Below are 24,800 nucleotides of genomic sequence, written 5' to 3'. Positions count from 1 at the left end.
TAAACTAAGACTAGTTAGTGGAAATAAGTATTAGTCAGTTAGGGCTAGTTTGTCTATAATAGTATCATGAACTTACAAAAGGAGAATGTCTATGTCACTCACACAAGCTTACCAAGCGCTTAAAGCTGCTAAATTAGTCAACCTCAGCCATAAAATCAATGAAAACAGTCCACACTTTCCAGCTCTACCGAGTTTAGAGAAGAAAGATATTTTCACCTTAAAAGATGGTTTCCACGTGCAACAGTTTACTGTAGTTGGGCAATATGGGACCCACATCGATGCTCCTAACCATTTTGTTGAAGGGGCGGCTTGGCTAGATGAGATTCCCTTGGAAGATTTGCTTTTACCCCTCTATGTTATTGACAAGTCAGAAGCAGTTACTACGGATCCAAACTATCGTTTGACTAAGGCAGATGTTTTGGAATTTGAAGAGGCCAATGGTCCTATTCAAGAAGGAGCCTTTGTCGCTTTTCGCTCAGACTGGCACAAACGATGGCCAAATCAAGATGCCTTCCGTAACCTTGATACCAATGGTGTCCAACAGACCCCAGGTTGGGCCCATGATGCTTTAGAATACCTCATTCATGATCGAAAGGTAAAAGCAGTTGGTCATGAGACATTGGATACTGACAGTGGAGCTCAAGCTGCTGAAAACAAGGGTGCCCTGGTGGAAGAGTATTATCTATTGGAACAAGGGATTTATCAGGTTGAAGTGCTTGCTAACCTTGATCAAGTTCCAGCTACTGGTAGCTTTATCTCAATCGCCTATCCGAATTGGGACCATGCAACTGGTTCACCTGTTCGGGCGGTAGCTTATGTTCCTGCTGACTAGAAAATCAATCAGATTACATAGAATGACTACGCAAGCGTAGTCATTTTTGGTATAATAAAGGCAAAACAACAGAACTTTAAAGAGATTTGGAGGTTGGGTCATGAAATTTGTATTTGATTTAGACGGGACCTTGTGTTTCGACGGACATCATTTGCACGAGGAAATTTTAGCTGTTTTAAACCAGGCTGCTAACTATGGCCATGAGGTTGTCTTTGCATCAGCTCGGTCATACCGTGACTGTGTTGGAGTCCTTGGAGAGAGCCTTAAGAACAATTTGGTCATTGCTCTTAATGGGGGTCTGGCCTATCAAAATGGGCATGTTATTTTTGCTCGCCATTTGCAGGAACAAGCTTTTCATACAGCCCTGTCTTGGTGTCGCCAGTACAACCTGCCTTTCTTTGTGGACGATACCTTTAACTATGCGACAGAGATCTCGCATAAGATGCCCTTTATTAGCACGGTTGACCCCTTGAAAATAGCAGAGCAGATTCCTGTGTCACAATTGACAAATCCGATTAAGTTGGTCATCTACCTTGGAGACTACGAAGAACTGGTTGAAGATATTTGTGATGACTTGGAGAGCCTGGGGCAACTTGGCGTGTCCTATCATGCTCATGAAAAATGCCTTTACATCAATCCTTACGAGACCAATAAGGCAACTACTGTTGAAGAATTGATTGGGGAAGATTTTGTTACTTTTGGCAATGACAAAAATGACAAACAACTCTTCAAGGATGCCCTCTATGCTGTCCAAGTTGGCGATTATAAACCTTTAACTAAGTACGCTGATGAACAGATTTTGTTGACTGGGTCCTATGAAACAGCGATTGCAGCAAAGATTCTTAATCTTTTTGCCCATTTTAAAGTAGAACATGAATAGCTATTGGAGACAACATGGCAAAACCATTATATTTTTATTGGACAACTTTTAAGTTTACTCTGTTTTACTATGTTTCCCTAGCACTAGGAACATTACTTGAAGTGATTTTCATCCGTTCTGGCAATATGATTATGGCGCCTGCCTTCACTGGCTTGGTCGCTGGAACAGCCTATATGGGCCTAGTAGAAAAGACTAGACGTTTTGGATCTATCACATTTGTAGGCATCTTTATCGCTAGCTTTTTCTTCCTGTCAGGCCACTTTGTCTTAGCCTTTGTCCCCAATGTTCTCTGCGGAATTTTAGCAGACCTATTTGCTAAGTCTGGAAACTACAATGATAAGACTCGTAATCTTTTATCCTACATCGTTTTTTCCTTCGGGAATTTGGGGCCGATTATTCTCATGTGGTTTGCGCGTGAAGCCTATATCCAGCAACTTTTGGAGCGTGGTAAGGACTTGGGTTATGTTAACAAGGTTATGTTGGATTTCAAGCTAGCTAATGTGAGTTTTCTCACCGTAACCATTCTTATTGGTGCGACGCTTGGCGGATTTCTCGGTCAAAAAGTTGTCAGCAAATATCTTCTGAAATCTAAGTAGAGGAGTAGCGAATGTCTGTCTTACAACGGACGATTAAATTAAGTTTAGCGACGGTATTGGCGATTTGGGTGGCTGACCAACTTGGACTTGCCTATGGAACTTCAGCTGGAATAATCGCCATTTTGAGTTTGCTGGATACTAGACACACCTCTTTCAAGGTTGCTGGTCAACGCTTATTGTCGACCATACTAGCCTTGGCGATAGGTTGGCTTAGTTTTACGCTTGTTGGTTTTAATTTATGGACAATTGGAATTTATATGGCTCTTTATGTGCCTTTGGCTTATCATTGGGAGTTGGAGGTTGGAATAGCCCCCAGTACCGTCCTTGTGACCCATATCTTTTTGGAACAATCGCTGAGCTGGACATGGTTGGTCAACGAACTAGCCTTATTTGTCATCGGAGCAGGTGTTGCTCTGCTATTTAACAGCTACATGCCCTCCCAAGAAACTACTATTCAATCCTATCATGTTAGAGTGGAGCAACAGCTCAAAGCTATCTTACTTAAATTCCAAGAATTTTTACTCAAAGGTGATGGCACTAATGAAGCTCAGTTAATTGAAGAGCTTGATCAAGTCTTGTCGCGAGCTTTAAAGGTTGTTTATCGGGACCGCCATAATCAAGTTTTTCAGCAAACTAATTATCAGGTCCATTATTTTGAAATGCGGTCTAACCAAAATCGGCTTCTTAGGCAGATGGCTCAGACCGTGCAGGGCTTGGATTTACAAACGGCAGAGGCTACTATATTGGCTCAACTCTTTCAAGAGGTAGCAAGTCAACTGAGTCAAGCCAATTCAGGATTGAAGCAGATGGACGAAATTGATGCCTTTGTAGAAACCTTTCGCCAACGTGAGCTCCCTAAGACGCGGGAGGAATTTGAAAATCGTGCCATCCTCTTTCAACTGTTGAATGATATGAAACGTTTCATTCAGCTCAAGGTGGATTTTTACAGCTTATATAAAGATTAAGAGATTAGTGAGAAGGCAAAAGCCTTCTTTTTTGTAAAGCTCAGCTATTGTTGATTAAAAATGATATAATGAGACTAAGAAAATTTGGAGAGAGAATTCTATGAACCATATTAAGTGCCCCCATTGCCAAACCGTGTTTCAGGTCAATGAGACTGAGTACAGCGAGTTGTTGAGCCAGGTCCGATCCGTCGAGTTTGAAAAAGAAATCCATGACCGCTTGGAGCGAGAAGTTGCCCTGGTGGAAGAGCGGGCTAAAAACAACCAACAACAAGCCCTCAGTGAGAAAGACAGCCTAATCGTGTCTTTGCAGGCAGAGATTGCAGCCTTTGATGCGCAAAAGGAGCTGGTTGTCAAGGACACCCAACAAGCCTTAGCAGAGCAGATTGCCGCCAAGGACAGAGAATTGGTCGAGTTATCTAGCCAACTCCAACAGCTTCGCCTGGAACATGAAAATGAACTTCAACGCAGCTTGACCTTGGTCGAAAAAGAGCGGGATACCGCTAAAAATGAACTGCTCCTGCTGGAAAAAGAGCGGGAGTTGGCCCTGTCTGCTGTCCGCAGTGACTACGAAGCCCAGCTCAAGGCAGCCAACGAGCAGGTCGAGTTCTACAAGAACTTCAAGGCCCAGCAGTCGACTAAGGCCATCGGTGAAAGTCTGGAAATCTACGCTGAGACCGAGTTCAACAAGGTCCGCAGCTATGCCTTTCCACGCGCCAGCTTTGGCAAGGACAATGCCGTTTCTAGTAGTGGCTCTAAGGGCGACTTCATCTTCCGGGAGGCAGATGAAAATGGCGTCGAATTCCTCTCTATCATGTTTGAGATGAAAAACGAAGCCGACACGACCAAGACCAAGCACAAAAACGCTGACTTTTTCAAGGAGTTGGACAAGGACCGCAAGGAAAAGAACTGCGAGTACGCTGTCCTGGTGACCATGCTAGAAGCTGATAATGATTACTACAATACAGGTATCGTCGACGTTAGCCACGAGTACGAGAAGATGTACGTGGTCCGACCTCAGTTCTTCATCCAGCTGATTGGGCTTTTGCGCAATGCTGCGCTCAACAGCCTGCAGTACAAGCAGGAACTGGCTCTCATCAAGGAACAAAATATCGACATCACCCACTTTGAAGATGACCTCAATGCCTTTAAGACGGCCTTTGCTAAGAATTACACGTCAGCTAGCACCAACTTTGGTAAGGCTATCGACGAGATTGACAAGGCCATCAAGCGGATGGAAGAGGTCAAGAAATTCCTGACCACCAGTGAAAACCAGCTCCGTCTGGCAAATAACAAGCTGGATGATGTTTCCGTCAAAAAACTGACCCGCAATAACCCGACCATGAAGGCTAAGTTTGATAGTCTGAAGGACTAAGAAACTGCTTTCGCCATAGAAAGGACTCCCCATGAACAACACCATTGACCTACGTAAACCTGTTGCTGAGACAATTGCAGAGCACCCAGAGCTTAAGGAGGTGCTGGTAGAGTTGGGCTTTAAACCGCTGGCCAATCCTGCCATGCTCAATACCGTTGGTAAGGTCACCTCGCTTCATGCGGGATCCAAACTGACTAAGATTCCTCTGGAGAAAATCAAGCAGACATTGGAGTTCAATGGCTACGAAGTGATAGGAGACGGCGATGATGACTGAACGGATTGACATGCTAAAGTCCATTCTCTTGCGGCTGCACCAGGGGGCTAGTCCCGAGTCTGTCCAGGAGGATTTCAACACCCATTTTAAGGGTGTTTCCGCCATTGAAATCGCCATGATGGAGCACGAGCTCATGAGTTCGGACACAGGCATCACCTTTGAAGACATCATGAGTCTATGCAATGTCCATGCCAATCTCTTTAAGGGCGTTATTGAGGATGTTGATGTGCCTGATGCCGAGCAGGAAGGACATCCGGTCTATGTCTTTAAGCATGAGAACCTGGCCCTGCACTCTGCTATTTTGCGGATTCGTCGGATTATCGACAACTATAGCAAACCTGAAAATGCGGAGTTCTTGCCGGACATGAAAAAGGGCTTGGAGCTGCAGTTCTCCCTCCTGGGGCAATTTGATAACCACTATACCCGAAAGGAAAAGCTCTTTTTCCCTATCATGGAACGCTATGGCCATGATGCACCGCCCAAGGTCATGTGGGGAGTAGATGATGATATCCGTGGCCTCTTTAAAGTGGCTAGTAAGAGCCTAGCTACTCTGGACCAGGCAGGAATTGCCCAGCTCAGTCAGGATTTCGAGGCCTTCGCTAAGGAATTTGAGGAGATGATCTTTAAGGAAGAGGCCATCTTGCTTATGATTTTGCTGGAGAGCTTTACCCAGGACGACTGGTTGGCCATTGCGGCTGAGTCAGATGCCTACGGCTACGCCATCATCAAGCCGACCCAGGAATGGATTCCAGAACGCAAGTCCTTTGTGACGGAAGAAGCGTCAGAAGAGCCAGTTACTGAGACGGTAACTCTAGCGGGCAACCAACAAGTCATCGAAACGCCAGAAGGCCAATTCACTATTACCTTTACCCCGAAAGAGAAAAGCCAGCCCATCAACCGAGATACACCGCAGGAGATGACCCATGGCTATCTTTCCCTTAACCAGGCCAATCTCATCTTGGACCACCTGCCCATGGAGATTACCTTTGTCAACAAGGACGATATCTTCCAGTTCTATAACAACCATTCACCAGCTGAGGAGATGATTTTCAAGCGGACGCCTAGCCAGGTTGGCCGCCATGTGGAGCTCTGCCATCCGCCCAAAGTCTTGGACAAGGTCAAGGCCATCTTTGAACTCTTACGGACTGGCCAGCGCCAAGAGGTCACTATGTGGTTCAAATCGCCCAAGTTTGACAACCAGTTTGTCCATGTGACCTACAAGGGTGTCTGGGACGAGGCAGGAGAGTTTCAGGGCGTCTTGGAATACGTCCAAAACATTCAACCCTACCGGGATATCGATAGCGACTTTAATCGGGATATTTAAGGGTGATTCCATAGAAAACGGGTGTGCCAGAGCGCCCGTTTTTCTGTCTTTTGTGGTATAATCGTCATATGCTTTCGGGAATTATCAATGTAAAAAAAGCGGCTGGCATGAGCAGCCATGACGTGGTGTTTAAACTCCGCAAAATCTTACAAGAAAAGAAAATCGGCCATGGTGGGACGCTAGATCCGGATGTGACAGGCGTTCTCCCTATCGCTGTTGGCAAGGCCACCCGCCTCATTGAGTACATGCAGGAGGAGGGCAAGACCTACGAGGGAGAAATCACTCTAGGCTTTTCGACAACGACGGAGGATGCTTCTGGTGAAGTCGTAGAGACGACGCCAGTGCCAGTAGACTTGTCTGAAGAAGCTATCGATGCTGTGCTTGCTAGTTTTGTCGGTGAGATTACCCAGGTCCCGCCCATGTATTCAGCTGTTAAGGTTAATGGCCGCAAGCTCTATGAATATGCGCGTGCAGGAGAAGTTGTTGAGCGTCCCATCCGCCAGGTGACTATCTACAGCTTTGAGCGGACGAGCGAGCTAGTCAGGGAAAAGGATTGCGTGCGTTTTAATTTTAAGGTCAGATGTAGCAAGGGAACCTATGTGCGGACCTTATCAGTCGATGCGGGAGTCAAGCTTGGCCTGGCTAGTCACATGTCGCGCCTAGTGCGAACGGCATCAGCTGGACTGACAATGGACACGGCCCTGACACTGGAGGAAATTGCTGACAAGGTGGCAGCTGAGGACTTTAGTTTCCTCTTGCCGATTGAAGCAGGAATCGGAGATTTGCCAGTAGTCGAATTGACCCAAGAGCAAGTAGCAGAAGTTGGCTTTGGCCGTAGAGTTGTACTCGCTGAAACAGCAGAGCTCCTAGCTGGATTTTCGGGGGGCAAGCTGATTGCTATTCTGGAACAAAGAGAAGGACTCTATAAACCTAGAAAAGTATTGATGTAATGAACACACAGATTATTAAAGATTATCATGATATTAAGCAAGGGAAAGGTACAGTTCTGGTCCTTGGCTATTTTGATGCCCTGCATCTGGGCCACAAAACCCTTTTTGATCAGGCACGTGAGGTAGCTGACGCTCATGGACTTGAGGTTGCTGTCTTAACCTATCATGAGGCACCAGGGCTAGCCTTTAAAAAATTCACACCAGATTTTTTACTGCATTTAATGAGTCCCCAAAAACGCTTGGAAAAATTTGAGGAATATGGGGTTGATCAGCTTTATTTGATGGATTTTACCAGTGAATTTGCCCATCAAGATTCTAAAGCCTTCATAGAGAATTATGTCGGTAGACTTAAAGCCGACTTTATCGTGGTTGGCTTTGATTACCACTTTGGTTGTGATCGGAAGACTGCAGACGATTTGGAGGACTTGTTTGATGGTCAGGTTATTACCATGCCAGAATTTCAGATTGATGAAGAGAAGGTAAGTTCAACTCGTATTCGGCGTGCCCTTGCTAACGGTAATATTGTTTTGGTTAATCAATTACTTGGCTATGATTTTACCACGCGAGGTATGGTTGTTCACGGAGATGCTAGAGGGCGTACAATCGGTTATCCTACCGCCAATTTGGCGATTTTAGACCGCTTGCATCTGCCATCTGATGGTGTTTATGTGACTGAGGCGATTGTCAATGGCAGAGCCTACCGAGCCATGACAAGCGTTGGGAAGAATGTAACCTTTGATGGTCAAGACTTACGAGTAGAAACCCATATTTTTGATTTTGACCAAGATATCTATGGCAATTTTATTGAGATTGTATGGTTAGATAAAATCCGAGATATGGTTAAATTTTCTGGCATTGATGAACTAATAAATGCCTTAGAAAACGATGAAAAAGTTGCACTTTCTTGGAAAAAGGTCTAGTAAATCTTAAAATTATCTTGTATAATAGTAAGATAGAGTAGAATTATTAGAAAGGGCTTAGTATGATTACCTTATTTTTATCGCCAAGTTGCACTAGTTGTCGCAAGGCCAGAGCTTGGTTACAAAAACACGAAGTTGAGTTCCAAGAGCATAATATTATTACCAGTCCTTTAACGCCCCAAGAATTGATGGATATCCTTTCTTTTACAGAAAATGGCACCGAAGATATCATTTCTACTCGTTCCAAGGTATTCCAAAAATTAGAAGTAGATGTTGAAGAGTTATCTATATCTTCTCTTATTAATCTCATCGCTGAAAATCCAAGTCTCTTAAGACGCCCTATAATTTTAGATAAGAAGCGTATGCAGATTGGTTTTAATGAAGATGAGATTCGTGCCTTTCTTCCTCGTGGATACCGCAAGCACGAACTGCGACAAGCTACGATTCGAGCGGAGATTGAGGGAAAAAATGACTAAAAATTATGCCTACCCACTGGATTCCACTTGGAGCACTGACGACCTTTCTTCAGTGCTTTCTTTTTTAAACCGTGTTGAAGACGCTTACGAATCCAAGGTTGATGTTGATAAACTCCTTGATTCTTATAAGGCCTTCAAGCAGGTTGTGAAAAGCAAAGCTCAGGAAAAGCAGATTGACCGTGAATTTGAACAATCCAGTGGTTACTCGACCTATCGTGCTGTACAAGCCGCTAGAGCTAAAGGAAAGGGGACCATATCTCTTGGAAAATAAATTTGCATTTGGCAAGAAAATCATCAAAGAAGCTGGGAAGTTTATTCTCAGCCGGATGTTTGCGCCTGTAACTGTTGAAACCAAGTCTCGCTTTGATGACTTGGTGACAAGTCTTGATAAAGAGACTCAAGACCTTTTGGTTTCACGAATTCTCGATGTTTATCCTGAAGATAAAATTTTAGCTGAGGAGAGTCAGACCAACGCGAGTATCACCGATGACCGTGTTTGGGTGATTGATCCCATTGATGGGACGACGAATTTTATTGTTCAAAAATCAGATTTTGTGGTTATGCTGTCTTATTTTGAGAAGGGTGTTGGTAAATTTGGCCTCATTTATGATGTGGTAAATGACCAGCTGTTTTCAGGTGGACCTGATTTTCGGGCCCAGCTTAATGGTAATCCGCTTGAGACTTACGAGTCTCGTCCTCTAAATGAGACGCTTATCATTAGCAATGCCGGAATGTTTGCCCGCAACAGCCATGGCGTAGCTGATTTAGCTGCTCAAACCTTGGGAAGTAGAACCTATGGTTCAGCGGGGCTCAGTATGTCACGGGTCATGTCTGGTAAGGCAATACTCTATACTTCATGTGTTTATCCTTGGGATTATGCGGCAGCAGCGGTGATTGGTCAAACTTTAGGTTATGAGGTGTTGACCTTGTCTGGGGAGCAACCGGATTATCAGACGAGACAGGAGATTATGTTCTTTCCAACTGAGGAAAAGAGCATCATTCAAACCTATATTCATTAAGAAGCTAATTCAAGCGTCTTTTTTAGTTTTCAAGCCTCAGTTTATAGTATAATAGAGTCATGTATTTACCAGAATTATTTATCGAAAAATATCAGACACTTTTAGGGGATGAGGCTACTGAATTTTTAGCCAGTTTTGATGAAGAAGCAATATCAGCTTTTCGAAGCAATCCGCTCAAGGAAGGTCAGAAGGAATTTCCTGAGCCTATTGCTGAAAGCCGTTGGGGACATTATGGCAAAGTGTTAGGGAAATCCTCAGATCACGTTACAGGTTTGGTTTATTCTCAAGAACCTGCTGCCCAGATGGTGGCACAAGTTGCTGCGCCTCAAAAAGGTAGTCGTGTTCTAGACCTAGCTGCAGCACCCGGAGGCAAGACAACCCAACTTCTAGCCTATCTCGACAATACAGGTGTGCTTGTGTCCAATGAAATCTCTACCAAACGCAGTAAGATTTTAGTAGAAAATGTGGAGCGCTTTGGAGCAACAAATGTTGTGGTCACCAATGAATCCGCCCCTCGCTTAGCCAAGGTTTTTGCGGATTATTTTGACACTATTGTCTTTGATGGCCCTTGCTCAGGAGAGGGGATGTTCCGTAAGGATCCGGATGCAGTTCAGTATTGGCATGAAGATTATCCTGCGGAATGCGCTACCTTACAGAAGGAAATTTTAGAGGACGCTTTGACCATGTTGGCACCAGGTGGTCAGTTGATTTATTCAACCTGCACCTGGTCACCGGAGGAGAACGAAGGAGTGATTCAATGGTTGTTAGAGACCTATCCCAACCTGACCTTGGTAGATATTCCCAAAATTAACGGGATGGTCGGAGGTATTGACCTACCAGAAACGGCCCGCATGTATCCCCATCGTTTCAAAGGGGAGGGGCAGTTTGTTGCCAAACTCCAAGATACACGACCGGTTACTTCTAAACAAGTTAAGTCTGGCAAATCAAATTTAAGTAGAGAACAAGTCAAGCTGTGGCAGGAATTTGCAAAAGCCCATCTCAAGGTCGAATTAGAAGGACTTTTGCAAACCTTCGGAGAACAGCTCTATCTCTTGCCTTATGATTTACCAGACCTTGGCAAATTAAAAATCGCTCGTAACGGATTGCATTTAGGGACCTTTAAAACCAAGCGTTTCGAACCGTCTTACGCTTTGGGATTAGCTCTCAAACCGAGTCAAGTGAAGCAGGTCGTCTCCATCACTCAGGACCAGTTCATCCAGTATGCGGCAGGAAACACCATCCAGCTTGAAACCTCCTACCCCAACGGCTGGTATCAGGTGACCATTGACGGTAATGGACTTGGCTTTGCCAAAATTGTTGGTAGGACCTTGAAAAATGCCTTTCCCAAGGGCCTCCGTTTCCAGTGAAATGCAAGCGAAATAAGTGTGATTTATCGCATGATTACGGTATAATAGAAAAGTAGATTTTAGTTCTTTAATGCTATGTTGGCTTTTAAAAAGAGGTAAAATCCCACATCAAACAGAAGGAATCACTTCATGAAAAAAATGAAAACATTCGCCCTATCAGCGGCGACCTTATTAGCTGGCTTAAGTTTGTCAGCCTGCGCTGCATGGATTGACCGTGGTGAAACCATTACGGCGGTCGGTTCAACCGCCCTCCAGCCTCTCGTTGAAGCAGCAGCCGATGAATTCGGAACAGCAAACTTAGGGAAAACTGTCAATGTCCAAGGTGGCGGTTCTGGAACAGGCTTGTCTCAAGTTCAGTCTGGTGCTGTTCAAATCGGAAACTCTGATGTTTTTGCAGAAGAAAAAGATGGCATTGATGCCAGTAAACTGGTTGACCATCAAGTTGCCGTAGCCGGTCTTGCCGTTATTGTTAATAGCAAGGTTGACGTCGATGATATCAGCATTGATGACTTGCGCAAGATTTTCTCAGGTGAAATTACCAATTGGTCTGAACTCGGTGGTAGCGATATTGATATTTCCATTATCAACCGAGCAGCTAGTTCAGGATCTCGCGCAACCTTTGATGCAGTAGTCATGGGCGACAGCGAGGCTATTCAAAGTCAGGAGCAAGATTCGAATGGAATGGTCAAGTCCATCGTATCACAAACACCTGGAGCAATTTCTTACCTAGCCTTTGCTTACTTGGATGACACAGTCAAAACAATCAGTCTCGATGGTTTTGCGCCAACGGCTGAAAATGTTGCGACCAATGATTGGCCACTCTGGTCTTATGAGCACATGTATACTTTGGGTGAGCCTGCCGATTTAGCTGAGGAATTCCTCGAATTTATGCTATCAGATGAGGTCCAAGAGGGCATTGTCACTAGCATGGGTTACATTTCCATGAATGATATGAAAGTAACTAAGGATGCGGATGGCAATGTCACCGCCTTGGAAGGAGAAGAGTAATGCAGCAAGAAGAATTAGCCAAGCGCTTGGTCTCTCCATCCAAGAATTCTCGTCTGGAGAAATTTGGGAGGGGCATCACCTTTGCCTGTCTGGCATTGATTGTCTTTATTGTGGCCATGATTCTGATTTTCGTTGCTCAAAAGGGACTATCGACTTTCTTTGTCAATGGTGTGAATATTTTTGAGTTTCTTTTCGGGACGACTTGGAATCCATCTGGTAAAGAGTTTGGTGCCCTACCTATGATTTTGGGATCCTTTATTGTGACCATTCTTTCTGCGGTGATTGCGACACCTTTTGCTATCGGGGCAGCAGTCTTTATGACGGAGGTTTCACCAAAAGGGGCAAAAATTTTGCAACCTGCTATCGAACTTTTAGTTGGGATTCCATCAGTTGTTTATGGATTTATCGGTCTGCAAGTTGTAGTTCCTTTTATCCGTAGTATTTTCGGAGGGACTGGATTTGGGATTTTATCTGGTATTTTCGTCCTCTTTGTCATGATTTTACCAACGGTAACCTTTATGACAACCGATAGCTTACGGGCAGTTCCTCGTCACTACCGTGAGGCTTCAATGGCCATGGGAGCTACTCGTTTTCAAACGATTTGGCGGGTTACTTTAAACGCTGCTAAGCCGGGGATTTTTACGGCCGTCGTTTTCGGAATGGCACGTGCTTTCGGTGAAGCTTTGGCCATTCAGATGGTCGTGGGGAACTCAGCGGTTATCCCGACTTCCTTGACGACACCAGCCGCAACCCTAACCTCAGTTCTGACTATGGGAATTGGAAATACCGTCATGGGTACTGTAGATAACAACGTCCTCTGGTCCTTAGCTCTGGTCCTTCTCCTTATGAGTTTGGCCTTTAACACGGTTATTAAATTTATTACGAGAGAGGGTAAGAAAAACTATGAACGCTAAAAAAGTTGATAAATTGGCGACAGGTGTCCTCTATGCCATTGCTGGGATTATCGTGGCTATTCTAGCTTCTTTAATTCTTTATATTTTGGTACGTGGATTACCTCACGTTTCTTGGTCCTTTTTGACTGGAAAATCATCGTCCTATCAAGCGGGTGGCGGTATTGGGATTCAGCTTTACAATTCCTTTTTCCTCCTCGTCATTACCTTGATTATTTCTGTTCCCCTGTCAATGGGGGCTGGAATCTATCTCTCAGAGTATGCTAAAAAAGGTCGCTTGACTAACTTTGTCCGTACTTGTATTGAGATTTTGTCCTCTTTACCCTCTGTGGTAGTTGGTCTCTTTGGTTATTTGATTTTCGTAGTGCAATTCCAATATGGATTCTCAATTATTTCTGGTGCCTTGGCCCTGACAGTCTTTAACTTGCCTCAAATGACTCGTAATGTTGAAGATAGTCTTCGTCATGTTCACCATACCCAACGTGAGGCAGGGTTGGCTCTGGGAATTTCTCGTTGGGAAACGGTACTTCATGTGGTTATTCCAGAAGCTCTTCCAGGAATTGTCACCGGTATTGTTTTGGCATCTGGACGGATTTTCGGAGAAGCAGCAGCACTGATTTATACAGCAGGTCAATCTGCCCCTGCTCTCGATTGGTCAAACTGGAATATTTTCAGTGTTACCAGTCCAATTTCTATCTTTCGTCAGGCAGAGACGCTGGCCGTCCATATTTGGAAGGTTAACAGTGAGGGAACAATCCCCGATGGAACTCAAGTTTCAGCTGGTTCAGCTGCGGTACTCTTGATTTTCATCCTAATTTTCAACCTCGGCGCCCGTCGTCTCGGCTCTTATTTACACAAGAAATCAACCTCAGCATAAGGAGAGGACATGACAGAATACAATTGGAATGAACGGCATATCATCACCTTCCCTGAGGACAATCTGGTCTTGTCGACCAAGGATTTGCATGTCTATTATGGTCAAAAAGAGGCCATCAAAGGCATTGATATGCAGTTTGAGAAGAACAAAATTACAGCCCTAATTGGGCCATCTGGTTGTGGGAAATCAACTTTCCTTCGCAGTTTAAAACGGATGAACGACACGATTGATATTGCTAAGGTCACAGGTGAAATTAACTACAAGGGTATTGATATCAATGCCAGCAATATTAATGTATATGAGATGCGCAAGCATATCGGTATGGTTTTCCAACGTCCAAACCCCTTCGCCAAGTCTATTTATCGGAACATCACCTTTGCCCACGAACGGGCTGGAGTTAAGGACAAGAAGATTCTCGATGAAATTGTAGAAACGTCCCTTAAACAAGCAGCGCTTTGGGACCAGGTTAAGGATGATTTGCATAAGTCGGCCTTGACACTCTCAGGTGGTCAACAGCAGAAGCTCTGCATTGCTCGGGCTATATCGGTTAAGCCAGATATCCTTCTCATGGACGAACCGGCTGCCAACTTGGACCCGATTGCTACCATGCAGTTGGAAGAAACTATGTTTAATCTCAAGGAAAATTATTCCATCATCATCGTGACACACAATATGCAACAAGCAGCTCGCGCTAGTGATTACACTGCCTTCTTTTACCTTGGCGACCTTATCGAGTACGACAAAACAGCCAATATCTTCCAGAATGCTCAGTTGCAATCGACCAACGACTACGTTTCTGGACGCTTCGGATAGAAAGGATTATCATGACGGAACCTATATTACAAGTGAAAGACCTTTCTGTCTATTACGAAAAGAAAAAAGCCCTCAACGAAGTTACTATCGAGTTCCAGCCTGAAGAAATCACGGCTCTCATTGGCCCATCAGGTTCTGGGAAGTCAACCTTGCTCAAGGCCATTAACCGCATGGGCGATCTTAATCCTGAAGTGACAACGACAGGCTCGATCTACTACAATGGACACAATATTTATAGTCCACGGACCGACACGGTTGAACTCCGCAAGGAAATTGGTATGGTCTTCCAACAGCCCAATCCCTTCCCTATGTCCATCTATGAAAATGTAGTTTATGGACTACGTATCAAGGGTGTTAAGGACAAGGCAGTCCTTGATGAAGCTGTTGAACGGTCCCTCATCGGGGCATCGATTTGGGATGAGGTCAAGGATCGCCTCCATGATTCTGCACTGGGCTTGTCCGGTGGTCAGCAACAGCGGGTTTGCGTGGGACGTGTCTTGGCAACAGAACCTAAAATCATCCTCCTAGACGAGCCGACCTCAGCCTTGGACCCAATCTCTGCAGGTAAAATCGAAGAGACGCTTTACGAACTCAAAAATCGTTACACAATGCTTTTGGTGACGCGGTCCATGCAACAGGCCTCTCGAATTTCAGACAAGACAGGTTTCTTCTTTGATGGGAAATTGATTGAGTTCAACGATACGAAAGAGATGTTCTTGAATCCGCAAAATGAACAAACAGAAGACTACATTACTGGAAAATTCGGCTAAGCCGCTCTGCTATGGAAAGAGAGAAAGAATATGCTACGTTCACAATTTGAAGAAGAATTAGATAAGCTCCATAACCAGTTTTACGCTATGGGAACTGCCGTTTTGGCGCAAATTAACAATACGACTCGAGCTTTCGTTAGTCATGACCGTGAGTTAGCTGAGGAAGTCATTGAAAAAGATGAAATCATCAATGACTACGAGATGAAGTTGGAGAAGAAGTCCCTTGAAATTATTGCCCTCCAGCAACCAGTTTCCTCTGACCTCCGTCGAGTAGTGACCGTCCTGAAAGCCAGTGCTGACGTTGAACGGATGGGGGACCATGCAGTTTCTATCGCTAAGGCTACAATTCGTACCAAGGGTGAAGAACGGATTCCTGAAGTTGAAGCTGAAATAAAAGTCCTTGGAAAAGCGGTTAAGAAGATGGTTGAAGAAGCTTTGGACGCCTATATCAATAAGGATGACGAAAAAGCTCGTGAAATCGCCATGCTTCCAGATGAGATTTCAAAACATGCAGACCAAATTCAAGATTTAGCGGTCGAACGCATCAAAAACGATCCTGAAACAATTGTAACAGGGAAAGAATACTTCCGCGTTCTGCTTTATTTATCTCGTATTGCAGCCTATGCGACCAACCTCTGTGAGTGGGTAGTTTACCTGAAGACTGGTAAAATTATCGAACTATGATATAATAAAAGAGTATCCTAAAGATACTCTTTTATTTATGACCGTTTTTATCATGAAAGTTTTAGAAGGAGTCTTATGAAAACAGTCGCACATTTTGTTGAAACCTTTGTTCCAGAAAATTATAACCTTTTCTTGGATATTAATCGTGCAGAGAAGACCTTTACAGGTAATGTTGCTATCAATGGCGAAGCTTTAGATAACACCATCTCTCTCCACCAGAAAGATTTGACCATCAAGTCAATCTTGCTTGATAATGCAGCTCTGCCATTTCATATGGATGATGAGAATGAAGCAGTTCACATCGATTTACCAATCACTGGTACCATGACCCTACTCGTTGAGTTTGCAGGTCAAATCACGGACAATATGTCAGGAATTTATCCATCATACTATACTGTTGATGGGGTTAAAAAAGAAGTGATTTCTACCCAGTTTGAGAGTCACTTTGCCCGCCAAGCCTTTCCATGTATTGATGAACCTGAGGCTAAGGCAACCTTTGATTTTTCGGTTAAGTTCGACCAGGTTGATGGTGAGATTGCTCTTTCAAATATGCCAGAAAATAATCGCGAACTACGTGAAGAAACTGGAATTTGGACCTTTGAGACAACACCTCGCATGTCGTCTTATCTCTTAGCTTTTGGTCTTGGCGATTTGCAAGGTAAAACAGCTCAAACCAAGAATGGAACTGAGGTTGGTGTCTTTGCGACGCGTGCCCATGCTCCAGAAAGTCTTGACTTTGCCTTGGATATTGCGACACGGGTTATTGATTTCTATGAGGACTATTTCCAGGTTAAGTACCCAATCGCTCAATGTTACCACCTAGCCTTGCCAGACTTCTCATCTGGTGCCATGGAAAACTGGGGTTTGGTGACCTACCGTGAGATTTATCTTTTGGTTGATGAAAATTCAAGCCTCAGCAGTCGTCAGCAGGTTGCTTTGGTTATTGCCCACGAGGTTGCCCATCAATGGTTCGGTAATCTGGTTACTATGAAATGGTGGGACGATCTTTGGCTTAATGAAAGTTTTGCCAACATGATGGAATACGTTTCTGTCGATACTATCAATCCTGAATTGAATATCTTTGAAGATTTCCAAACTGGTGGTGTTCCGGCTGCTCTTAAACGGGATGCAACAGACGGTGTTCAATCTGTTCATGTCGCTGTTAACCATCCTGATGAAATTAATACTCTCTTTGATCCTGCCATTGTTTATGCTAAGGGAAGTCGTCTCATGCATATGCTCCGCCGTTGGTTGGGTGACGAGGCTTTTGCAGCAGGTCTCAAGATTTACTTTGAGAAGCACCAATATGGAAATACGGTAGGACGCGATCTCTGGTTGGCCTTGGCTGAAACTTCAGGTCGTGATGTTGCTAGCTTTATGGATTCTTGGTTGGAGCAACCGGGATATCCCTTGGTAACCGCTAAGGTCATTGATGATCAATTGGTTCTCAGCCAGAAACAGTTCTTTATCGGAGAACACGAAGATAAGAATCGTCTCTGGACCGTGCCACTCAATGCCAGCTGGACTGGTTTGCCAGACGTCCTTGATCAGGCTGAAATTATCATTCCAAACTTTAGCCAGCTTCAAGCTGATAATGAAGGTCCGCTCTTGCTCAACACGCAAAACACAGCTCATTATCTGACCGACTATCAAGGAACACTTTTGACTGATATTTTAGAGAACTGGACGAGCCTTGATAACACGACCAAATTGCAGGTGCTGCAAGAGCGTCGTCTCTTGGCTGAAAGTGGTCAAATTTCTTATGCTGATTTAGTAGAGCTTTTGCCAAATCTGACCGAAGAAACTTCTAACCTAGTAACGCTTGGTATCTCAGATATTCTGTCTGCCCTTAAACGCTTTATTGAAGAGGGTAGCCAAACGGAAGAAGACTTTAAGTCCATCATTCGCTGGCTCTTCCAAGCTAACTATGACCGACTTGGTTTTGAAAAACGAGCTGGGGAAGCTGATGAGGATGAATTGGTACGTCAAACAAGTTTGGCCTATCTCCTTGAAGCGGGCCACGAAGCAGCCTCTGAACAAGCACAGGCTATCTTCCAAGACTATGCTGATAGGATTGATTCCTTGCCAGCTGCCATCCGTGGCTTAGTTTTGACTAACCAAGTACGAGTTGCAGAGAGTGATACCTTGGTAGATCAGTTTATTGCAGCTTACCGAATGACCAACGATTCAAACTTCCGTCGCCAACTGGCACAAGCTCTCACTAAGACCAAGTCATCTCAAACACTTGATAAGTTACTCAAGGGTTTCAAAGACAAAGACTTTGTTAAGCCTCAGGATTTGTCAATGTGGTATAGCTTGCTTCTAGGTCAAGCTTTTGCACAAGAAACAACCTGGACTTGGGCGCGTGAAAACTGGGATTGGATTAAATCAAGTCTTGGTGGAGATATGAGTTTTGATAAATTTGTTATCATTCCAGCCGCTATCTTCAAGACACCTGAACGCTTAACTGAGTATAAGGCATTCTTTGAACCGCTCTTGGAGGATATGGCCCTCAGCCGTAACATCTCTATGGGTATTAAAGATATTGCGGCTCGCGTAGAGCTCATTGAACGTGAGCGCTCTGCTATTGCTCAAGCTATTGAGGCAATTCGGCCATAAGATACAAAATCCTTAGCAATTTTTGCTAGGGATTTTTCCTTTTACGAATAATAGAGTAGGAGGATTTCAATGAATAATTTTGAACTTTACAAGCTTAAAAAAGCTGGACTTTCCAATCTTCATATCAATCATATTTTGGACTATGCGAAGCGGGTTGGTAAGTCCTTGTCCTTGCGTGATATGGCGGTGGTTTCTAAGTGTAAAAATCCTGTGCTGTTTATGGAGGCTTACAAGAATCTAGACACCAAAGCCCTGAGACAGGAGTTCACTCAGTTTCCAAGTTTGTCTATTTTAGATGCTGAGTATCCGCTTGAGCTCAAACAGATTTATAACCCACCGGTTTTACTCTTTTACAAGGGGAATCTTGACTTGCTCACTCACAAAAAGCTAGCAGTAGTTGGATCTCGTCAGGCCAGTGAAATGGGGATAGAATCCGTCAAGAAAATTATTCCAGAGCTGGGCAATCAGTTCGTCATTGTTTCTGGCCTGGCGCGTGGTATCGATACAGCTGCTCATATAGCGACTTTAAAAAATGGCGGAGCAACGATTGGGATTATCGGTTGTGGACTCGATGTCTACTATCCTAAGGAAAACCAAAGACTCCAGGACTTTTTATACGAAAATCATCTGGTCCTCTCTGAGTATCCTGTAGGTACCCAACCCTTGAAATTTCATTTTCCAGAGCGAAACCGTATTATCTCAGGTCTCTCACAGGGTGTGCTGGTTATCGATGCCAAGTTGCGGTCCGGCAGTCTTATTACCTGTGAACGGGCCCTCGAAGAAGGACGAGAAGTGTTTGCGGTCCCTGGAAATATTCTTGATGGTCAGGCAGCAGGCTGTAATCACTTAATTCAGGAAGGCGCCAAGTGTGTTTCCTCTGGGCTAGATATCCTAGCAGAGTTTCAGCAACAGGTCATTTACTAATTGCAGTCTCATACTTACACAAAATCAAAAGAGACAAGACAGGTTGCCGCTGGCATGCCTGGAGTTAGACAAGGAAACCTAACGACTTCTAGCTTTGATTTTGGAAGAGTATAAAACTCTCTAAAAGCTTTGCTATCAAGCATCTAAGACGCTTTTTTGAAAAAATTAGAAAGGCTTTCTCCTATAGGAGAAGTTTTTTTATTGACAGTAAGAAAAAACTGGGTTATTATGCTATAAGCTAATGACAGAACTAGAAAGACTCTTATGGTAACAGCAACTAAAAAGAAAACATCCACCACGAAAAAAACAGCTCAAAAAAATCTGGTAATCGTAGAATCACCAGCCAAGGCTAAGACAATTGAAAAATATCTAGGCCGTAATTACAAGGTTGTAGCCTCTGTGGGACATATCCGTGATCTTAAAAAATCCAGCATGTCCATCGACTTCGACAATAATTACGAGCCAGAGTATATCAATATTCGTGGTAAGGGGCCGCTGATCAATTCCCTCAAAAAAGAGGCTAAAAATGCTAAAAAAGTTTACCTGGCAAGTGACCCGGACCGAGAAGGTGAGGCGATTTCTTGGCATTTGGCCCATATCTTGAACTTGGATTTGCAAGAAGAGAACCGTGTGGTCTTCAATGAAATTACCAAGGATGCGGTCAAAAATGCCTTTGTAGAGCCACGTAAGATTGATATGGACTTGGTGGACGCCCAACAGGCCCGCCGTGTCTTAGACCGTATCGTGGGTTACTCTATTTCACCTATTCTCTGGAAGAAGGTCAAGAAGGGGCTCTCAGCTGGTCGCGTCCAATCCATCGCTCTTAAACTTATCATCGATCGTGAGAATGAAATCAAGGCCTTTAAACCGGAAGAATATTGGACCATTGATGGAATCTTCAAAAAAGGCACTAAGAAATTCCAGGCTCAGTTTTATGGATTAGATGGGAAAAAGCTTAAGCTTGAGAACAATGACCAGGTTAAAGAGGTCTTGGCTCGTATTAAATCGGATGATTTTACCGTTGATAGCGTTGAGAAGAAAGAGCGCCGTCGAAATGCTCCGCTTCCCTACACGACCTCTTCCCTTCAACAAGATGCAGCCAATAAAATTAACTTCAGAACCCGTAAAACCATGATGGTTGCTCAGCAATTGTACGAGGGTCTCAGTCTTGGATCTGCTGGTCACCAAGGTCTGATTACTTATATGCGTACAGACTCTACTCGGATTTCTCCGATTGCGCAAAATGATGCTGCTCAGTTTATCAGTCAATGTTTTGGCGCTAACTACTCTAAGCATGGCAACCGTGTCAAGAATGCTTCAGGTGCACAAGATGCTCACGAAGCTATTCGTCCTTCTAATGTCAACCATACACCTGAAAGCATCGCAAAATACCTGGATAAGGACCAACTGAAGCTTTATACCTTGATTTGGAATCGTTTTGTGGCAAGTCAAATGACCGCAGCGGTATTTGATACAGTTAAGGTAAACCTCAGTCAAAATGGAGTGATTTTCACAGCTAATGGTAGTCAGATTAAATTTGATGGTTACTTAGCAGTTTATAACGATTCTGACAAAAACAAGATGTTGCCTGAAATGGAAGAAGGAGAAGTCGTTAAAAAAGCTTCGACAAGCCCTGAGCAACATTTCACCCAACCACCGGCTCGTTATTCTGAAGCCACTCTGATTAAGACACTGGAAGAAAATGGGGTGGGCCGGCCGTCTACCTATGCACCGACCTTGGAAACCATTCAGAAGCGTTACTACGTGAAGTTAGCTGCCAAGCGATTTGAACCGACGGAACTTGGAGAGATTGTTAACTCCCTCATTATCGAGTTCTTCCCTGACATTGTTAATGTCCGCTTTACCGCAGAAATGGAAGGGAAATTAGATGATGTCGAAATCGGTCAGCAGCAGTGGCAAAAAGTCATTGATGACTTCTACCAGCCGTTCAAGGTTGAGTTAGGCAAGGCAGAGACTGAAATGGAGAAAATCCAAATCAAGGACGAGCCTGCAGGATTTGATTGTGATGTCTGTGGTCATCCTATGGTCATCAAACTTGGACGCTTTGGCAAGTTCTATGCTTGTTCAAACTTCCCTGATTGCCACAACACCAAGGCTATAACCAAGGAGATTGGCGTAGAATGTCCTACCTGTCACCAAGGTCAAATCATCGAACGTAAGACCAAACACAATCGTATTTTCTATGGCTGTAATCGTTACCCTGAATGTGACTTCACCTCTTGGGATTTACCAGTTGGACGGACTTGTCCAAAATCTGGCGACTTCCTCGTTGAGAAAAAAGTCCGTGGCGGTGGTAAACAAGTCAGCTGTAGCAATGACAAGTGTGATTACCAAGAGGCCAAAGTAAAGTAGTTTCAATAAGATTTTATAATTGAAAAAACGTCTAAAATCATTTGATTTTAGACGTTTTTTCAAAGTTAAAAATAAATGTCGGCTTTGACTTTTACTGTTCAATTAACTTCAAATTGAGTGATTATTATAAGGAAATAATAGCTAATCTTTCTTTATTCGAATGACATTGGCATAAAATGTCCAACGATTTTACCGATAATTCTCGGATTTTCATCGTAAGGTACAAATTTATCAGCGTATTTTTTGTTAAGGGAGACAAGACGGAGGCCGTCAGCTTCACGGTAAACCTTCTTGATGTAGGTTTGGTCATCCCAGTCTACAGCATAGATGGCACCATCATAATCAAAGCCTGTGTTTTTAATGAGGGCAACCTCTCCATTCAAATAAGTTGGCTCCATGGAATCTCCAAAGACCCATGAGGCAAAGTCGTGATCCAATTCTTCATCGTAGAAAATGGTATCATAATTGCCGTCATTGAAGTAGGAGAAGCCGGTACCAGCTGAAAGACGCTCATAAACGTGGTATTCAAATCGCTCTGATCGAGCTGACTCCAGTGAAATCAAGTTAGAAGGGGCAGCTACTTGTTGGGTGAGGAGCTCTTGAGTAAAATTAACAGCTGTAATCTTGTTATCCTCTGTCAATTGCTGATAGAGAGACAACATTTCATAGCCCTGATTAAAGTAGTCCTCGTCTACTTTTAGAATCTCTCCGAGTCGTTCCAAGTTTTTTTGGTTGGGCTTGGCCCGCCCCGATTCCCATGAGGAGTAAGAAGAGCGGTTGAGTTTGAGCTGATTGGCGATATCCGATTGAGACAGGCCCAACTCCTGTCTTCTCGACTTTAAACGTTGGGGTGAGAACATGGTCTTTCTCCTTGTTGTTTTTATAAACAACATTTTACCAAAAAAAATATGCTCATGCAAGTCTTTTGATAAAAAATGACAATCTTTTCAGATTGCCAAAATGGAGATGCTTGCTTGGGTCACCCCAAAGCTTAATGGAATGTCTATATTCTATCAGTGGGTTGGCCTATTGGCATCCGTCTTGAGACGGATTTTTTAGTTTAAGATTAATCACGACAAGCGCATGAAAGAATTTTAGCAAGAAAATAAAGCTTTCTGTATTTCAACGTTCAGGAATTTCACAATAATACTTTTATATTTTCTAATTCTCTATAGGCAAACCGTTGAAATTGCCTACTTCAAACTGTACCATAGCTCGGAAATAGCTGTTTCATGCGTTTGGCGTGAAGGTAAATTTATATTGATTGTGAAACTACCTAAAAAGCGGTATAATAGCGTATCTACATTGCATTCTTGATGACAGGCAAGTTTCGTTTTAGATAGATAAAAAAGATAGGGCAAGCCATTCTGCAAATCAGAATACCGCTGCACGCTTGCTGGGCTATCTTTCCATAAAAGGAGAACTATGTCTAAATCCGTTATCGTTATCGGAGCAGGGATGGGTGGCCTTTCGGCTGCCATTCGCCTGCAATTACAGGGCTACCAGGTGGAAACCGTCGAAAAAAATGACCAGCCTGTCTAATCTATCTGGCCTAGAAAATCTAGCTGATCGGATTGAAGTGGAAGAAATCTACACACCAGAGGACTTTGAACGCCAGTTCAATGCCTATCGTGGGGCAACCTTTGGCCTGCAACCGACCCTCATGCAGAGTAATCATTTTCGGCCTCAGTCCAAGTCAAAAGTGGTGGAAGGTTTGTATTTTACCGGCAGTAGCACTCACCCAGGAGCTGGTGTCCCTATTGCGCTAGAAGGTGGAAAAATCTGTGCAGATGAGGTCATCAAGGACTGGGAGGGCAAGGCATGAGCCTACTAGCTACCTCCTACGCCCACTGCGAAGCCATTATGAAGGCCCATTCCAAGAGTTTTTACCAAGCCTTTCGCCAATTATCTGAAGAGCGCTTCAAGGGTATCGCAGCGGTCTATGCTTTTTGCCGCTATGTGGATGATTTGGTGGACGAGGCAGCGCCTGGAGACGAGGCAGTCGACCAGCAGTTGGCTCTACTGGCTGAGGTTATCTCAGGGGAAGTTGTTCCAGCGCCTTCCGCCATCAGCAACCTGCCTTGGTGGCCTGCCTTTACAGATAGTGTGGCCCGCTTTGCTATTTCCCCAAAAGCCTTGCTGGAGCAGATTGCAGGCCAGCAGTCGGACCGTTCCTTTGCCTTTTTTGGTACCATGGCAGAGCTTGAGACCTATTGTCGTCAGGTAGCAGGATCCGTAGGCGCTATGCTCTTGCCCATGCTAGGCCGTGCTGACCTTACAGAAGAGGCCAATCAGGAAACCTATCTGGAAGTGTGCTACCAGCTGGGCATCGCCATGCAGCTGACCAATATCCTGCGAGACGTCGGCGAGGATGCCAGAAACAGACAGCGGGTCTACTTGCCAGAAGATCTACTGGCTCAAGTGGGAAAGACAGTAGAGAATGTCCTTTCTTTGGCTAATCAGCCCCGTCAGACCCCTCCTGACTGGTTTGTGGCAGTCTGGAAAGAAGTCGCAAAAGAATCTGGCCATCTTTACCAGACCTTTGAAGCCTACCTTTCTCTCTTTGATCCAGCCTGCCAAGCGGCTCTTTTGTCTGCGGCCCGGATTTACCATGCAATCGAGGACGAGATTCAAAAAGCGGATTATGATTGTCTCTACCAACGGCATTATACCAGCAAACTCAAACGTTTGGTCCTTGTCCAAGAGGTCAAAAAAGAATTAAATAAATGATAATTTAGTACTTGAAACACTGACCTGAATATCGCCGAAGTCCAGAGTATTGTCTTGCAAGACAGCTCTGGATTTTTGCTTTACACTAAGCTTATGATTTGGTGTTTCCTGTTGTA

General features: G+C 44.2%; 26 protein-coding genes. 25 read left to right on the top strand and 1 reads right to left on the bottom strand.

Annotated features, from left to right (window positions below; translation table 11 throughout):
- The first annotated feature begins 91 nt into the window (after nt 1-91).
- From ACFORF_RS10350 to topA, 22 genes are all read left to right on the top strand, one after another.
- Nucleotides 92-832, top strand: a complete 741-nt coding sequence (locus ACFORF_RS10350; RefSeq protein WP_380427942.1) for a cyclase family protein — start codon at nt 92-94, stop codon at nt 830-832.
- A gap of 100 nt (nt 833-932) precedes the next feature.
- Complete coding sequence (locus ACFORF_RS10345) at nt 933-1,712, top strand: HAD-IIB family hydrolase (RefSeq protein WP_380427940.1); 780 nt, start codon at nt 933-935, stop codon at nt 1,710-1,712.
- Nucleotides 1,713-1,726: 14 nt separating this feature from the next.
- Nucleotides 1,727-2,308 carry an MptD family putative ECF transporter S component gene (locus ACFORF_RS10340; protein WP_380427938.1) on the top strand — a complete coding sequence of 194 codons (582 nt, stop codon included), beginning with the start codon at nt 1,727-1,729 and terminating at the stop codon, nt 2,306-2,308.
- 11 nt (nt 2,309-2,319) lie between these two features.
- Nucleotides 2,320-3,273: an aromatic acid exporter family protein gene (locus tag ACFORF_RS10335; protein ID WP_380427936.1), complete on the top strand. Its 954-nt coding sequence runs from the start codon at nt 2,320-2,322 to the stop codon at nt 3,271-3,273.
- 100 nt (nt 3,274-3,373) lie between these two features.
- Nucleotides 3,374-4,645, top strand: a complete 1,272-nt coding sequence (locus ACFORF_RS10330; protein WP_380427934.1) for a DUF2130 domain-containing protein — start codon at nt 3,374-3,376, stop codon at nt 4,643-4,645.
- A 31-nt stretch (nt 4,646-4,676) separates the two neighbouring features.
- Nucleotides 4,677-4,919, top strand: a complete 243-nt coding sequence (locus tag ACFORF_RS10325) for a DUF1858 domain-containing protein (protein WP_380427932.1) — start codon at nt 4,677-4,679, stop codon at nt 4,917-4,919.
- Nucleotides 4,909-6,243: a DUF438 domain-containing protein gene (locus ACFORF_RS10320; protein WP_380427930.1), complete on the top strand. Its 1,335-nt coding sequence runs from the start codon at nt 4,909-4,911 to the stop codon at nt 6,241-6,243. The genes ACFORF_RS10325 and ACFORF_RS10320 overlap by 11 nt, the downstream gene beginning before the upstream one ends.
- 68 nt (nt 6,244-6,311) lie before the next feature.
- Nucleotides 6,312-7,193, top strand: coding sequence for a tRNA pseudouridine(55) synthase TruB (truB, locus tag ACFORF_RS10315; protein WP_380427928.1), 882 nt, complete (start codon nt 6,312-6,314; stop codon nt 7,191-7,193).
- Nucleotides 7,193-8,113 (top strand): bifunctional riboflavin kinase/FAD synthetase, encoded by a 921-nt coding sequence (locus ACFORF_RS10310; RefSeq protein ID WP_380427926.1) that lies wholly within the window; start codon nt 7,193-7,195, stop codon nt 8,111-8,113. The genes truB and ACFORF_RS10310 overlap by 1 nt, the downstream gene beginning before the upstream one ends.
- Nucleotides 8,114-8,175: 62 nt before the next feature.
- Entirely contained in the window at nt 8,176-8,589 is a 414-nt protein-coding gene (locus ACFORF_RS10305) for a Spx/MgsR family RNA polymerase-binding regulatory protein (RefSeq protein ID WP_380427924.1), read from the top strand.
- A complete protein-coding gene (locus ACFORF_RS10300) occupies nt 8,582-8,860 on the top strand; it encodes a UPF0223 family protein (RefSeq protein ID WP_380427923.1) in 279 nt (92 codons plus the stop codon). The genes ACFORF_RS10305 and ACFORF_RS10300 overlap by 8 nt, the downstream gene beginning before the upstream one ends.
- A complete protein-coding gene (locus ACFORF_RS10295) occupies nt 8,850-9,608 on the top strand; it encodes an inositol monophosphatase family protein (protein WP_380427921.1) in 759 nt (252 codons plus the stop codon). The genes ACFORF_RS10300 and ACFORF_RS10295 overlap by 11 nt, the downstream gene beginning before the upstream one ends.
- A 59-nt stretch (nt 9,609-9,667) precedes the next feature.
- Complete coding sequence (locus ACFORF_RS10290; RefSeq protein WP_380427919.1) at nt 9,668-10,975, top strand: RsmF rRNA methyltransferase first C-terminal domain-containing protein; 1,308 nt, start codon at nt 9,668-9,670, stop codon at nt 10,973-10,975.
- A 129-nt stretch (nt 10,976-11,104) separates the two neighbouring features.
- Nucleotides 11,105-11,983: a phosphate ABC transporter substrate-binding protein PstS family protein gene (locus ACFORF_RS10285; RefSeq protein ID WP_380427917.1), complete on the top strand. Its 879-nt coding sequence runs from the start codon at nt 11,105-11,107 to the stop codon at nt 11,981-11,983.
- Entirely contained in the window at nt 11,983-12,897 is a 915-nt protein-coding gene (gene pstC / locus ACFORF_RS10280) for a phosphate ABC transporter permease subunit PstC (RefSeq protein WP_380427915.1), read from the top strand. The genes ACFORF_RS10285 and pstC overlap by 1 nt, the downstream gene beginning before the upstream one ends.
- Nucleotides 12,887-13,771, top strand: coding sequence for a phosphate ABC transporter permease PstA (pstA, locus tag ACFORF_RS10275; RefSeq protein WP_380427914.1), 885 nt, complete (start codon nt 12,887-12,889; stop codon nt 13,769-13,771). The genes pstC and pstA overlap by 11 nt, the downstream gene beginning before the upstream one ends.
- A 9-nt stretch (nt 13,772-13,780) precedes the next feature.
- Nucleotides 13,781-14,584 carry a phosphate ABC transporter ATP-binding protein PstB gene (pstB, locus tag ACFORF_RS10270; RefSeq protein ID WP_380427912.1) on the top strand — a complete coding sequence of 268 codons (804 nt, stop codon included), beginning with the start codon at nt 13,781-13,783 and terminating at the stop codon, nt 14,582-14,584.
- Nucleotides 14,585-14,595: 11 nt separating this feature from the next.
- The gene (gene pstB, locus ACFORF_RS10265) at nt 14,596-15,354 is read left to right on the top strand and encodes a phosphate ABC transporter ATP-binding protein PstB (protein ID WP_380427910.1); all 759 of its coding nucleotides are present in this window, start codon (nt 14,596-14,598) and stop codon (nt 15,352-15,354) included.
- Nucleotides 15,355-15,384: 30 nt separating this feature from the next.
- On the top strand, nt 15,385-16,038 hold the full coding sequence (gene phoU, locus ACFORF_RS10260; RefSeq protein WP_380427908.1) for a phosphate signaling complex protein PhoU: 654 nt from the start codon (nt 15,385-15,387) through the stop codon (nt 16,036-16,038).
- A gap of 75 nt (nt 16,039-16,113) precedes the next feature.
- Entirely contained in the window at nt 16,114-18,657 is a 2,544-nt protein-coding gene (locus tag ACFORF_RS10255) for a M1 family metallopeptidase (RefSeq protein ID WP_380427906.1), read from the top strand.
- A 69-nt stretch (nt 18,658-18,726) separates the two neighbouring features.
- Nucleotides 18,727-19,581, top strand: coding sequence for a DNA-processing protein DprA (gene dprA, locus ACFORF_RS10250; protein WP_380427904.1), 855 nt, complete (start codon nt 18,727-18,729; stop codon nt 19,579-19,581).
- 264 nt (nt 19,582-19,845) lie between these two features.
- Nucleotides 19,846-21,954: a type I DNA topoisomerase gene (gene topA, locus ACFORF_RS10245; RefSeq protein WP_380427902.1), complete on the top strand. Its 2,109-nt coding sequence runs from the start codon at nt 19,846-19,848 to the stop codon at nt 21,952-21,954.
- Between the two features lie 152 nt (nt 21,955-22,106).
- Here the strand turns inward: topA and ACFORF_RS10240 are convergent, their stop codons facing one another.
- Complete coding sequence (locus ACFORF_RS10240) at nt 22,107-22,814, bottom strand: XRE family transcriptional regulator (protein WP_380427900.1); 708 nt, start codon at nt 22,812-22,814, stop codon at nt 22,107-22,109.
- Nucleotides 22,815-23,379: 565 nt separating this feature from the next.
- On the opposite strand from ACFORF_RS10240, the gene ACFORF_RS10235 reads away from it, so the two are divergent.
- Genes ACFORF_RS10235 through ACFORF_RS10225 form a run of 3 tightly spaced genes read left to right on the top strand, consistent with a single transcriptional unit; the run spans nt 23,380 to nt 24,684 of the window.
- Nucleotides 23,380-23,496, top strand: a complete 117-nt coding sequence (locus ACFORF_RS10235; protein WP_380427898.1) for an FAD-dependent oxidoreductase — start codon at nt 23,380-23,382, stop codon at nt 23,494-23,496.
- Nucleotides 23,480-23,779 (top strand): phytoene desaturase family protein, encoded by a 300-nt coding sequence (locus ACFORF_RS10230; protein WP_380427896.1) that lies wholly within the window; start codon nt 23,480-23,482, stop codon nt 23,777-23,779. Before ACFORF_RS10235 ends, ACFORF_RS10230 begins: the two co-directional genes overlap by 17 nt.
- On the top strand, nt 23,776-24,684 hold the full coding sequence (locus ACFORF_RS10225; protein WP_380427894.1) for a phytoene/squalene synthase family protein: 909 nt from the start codon (nt 23,776-23,778) through the stop codon (nt 24,682-24,684). The genes ACFORF_RS10230 and ACFORF_RS10225 overlap by 4 nt, the downstream gene beginning before the upstream one ends.
- Nucleotides 24,685-24,800 lie beyond the last annotated feature (116 nt).

This window comes from Streptococcus caprae, assembly GCF_042649745.1.
In the GTDB taxonomy this organism is placed as follows: Bacteria; Bacillota; Bacilli; order Lactobacillales; family Streptococcaceae; genus Streptococcus; species Streptococcus caprae.
This window is presented reverse-complemented; position numbering and strand designations above follow the sequence as displayed.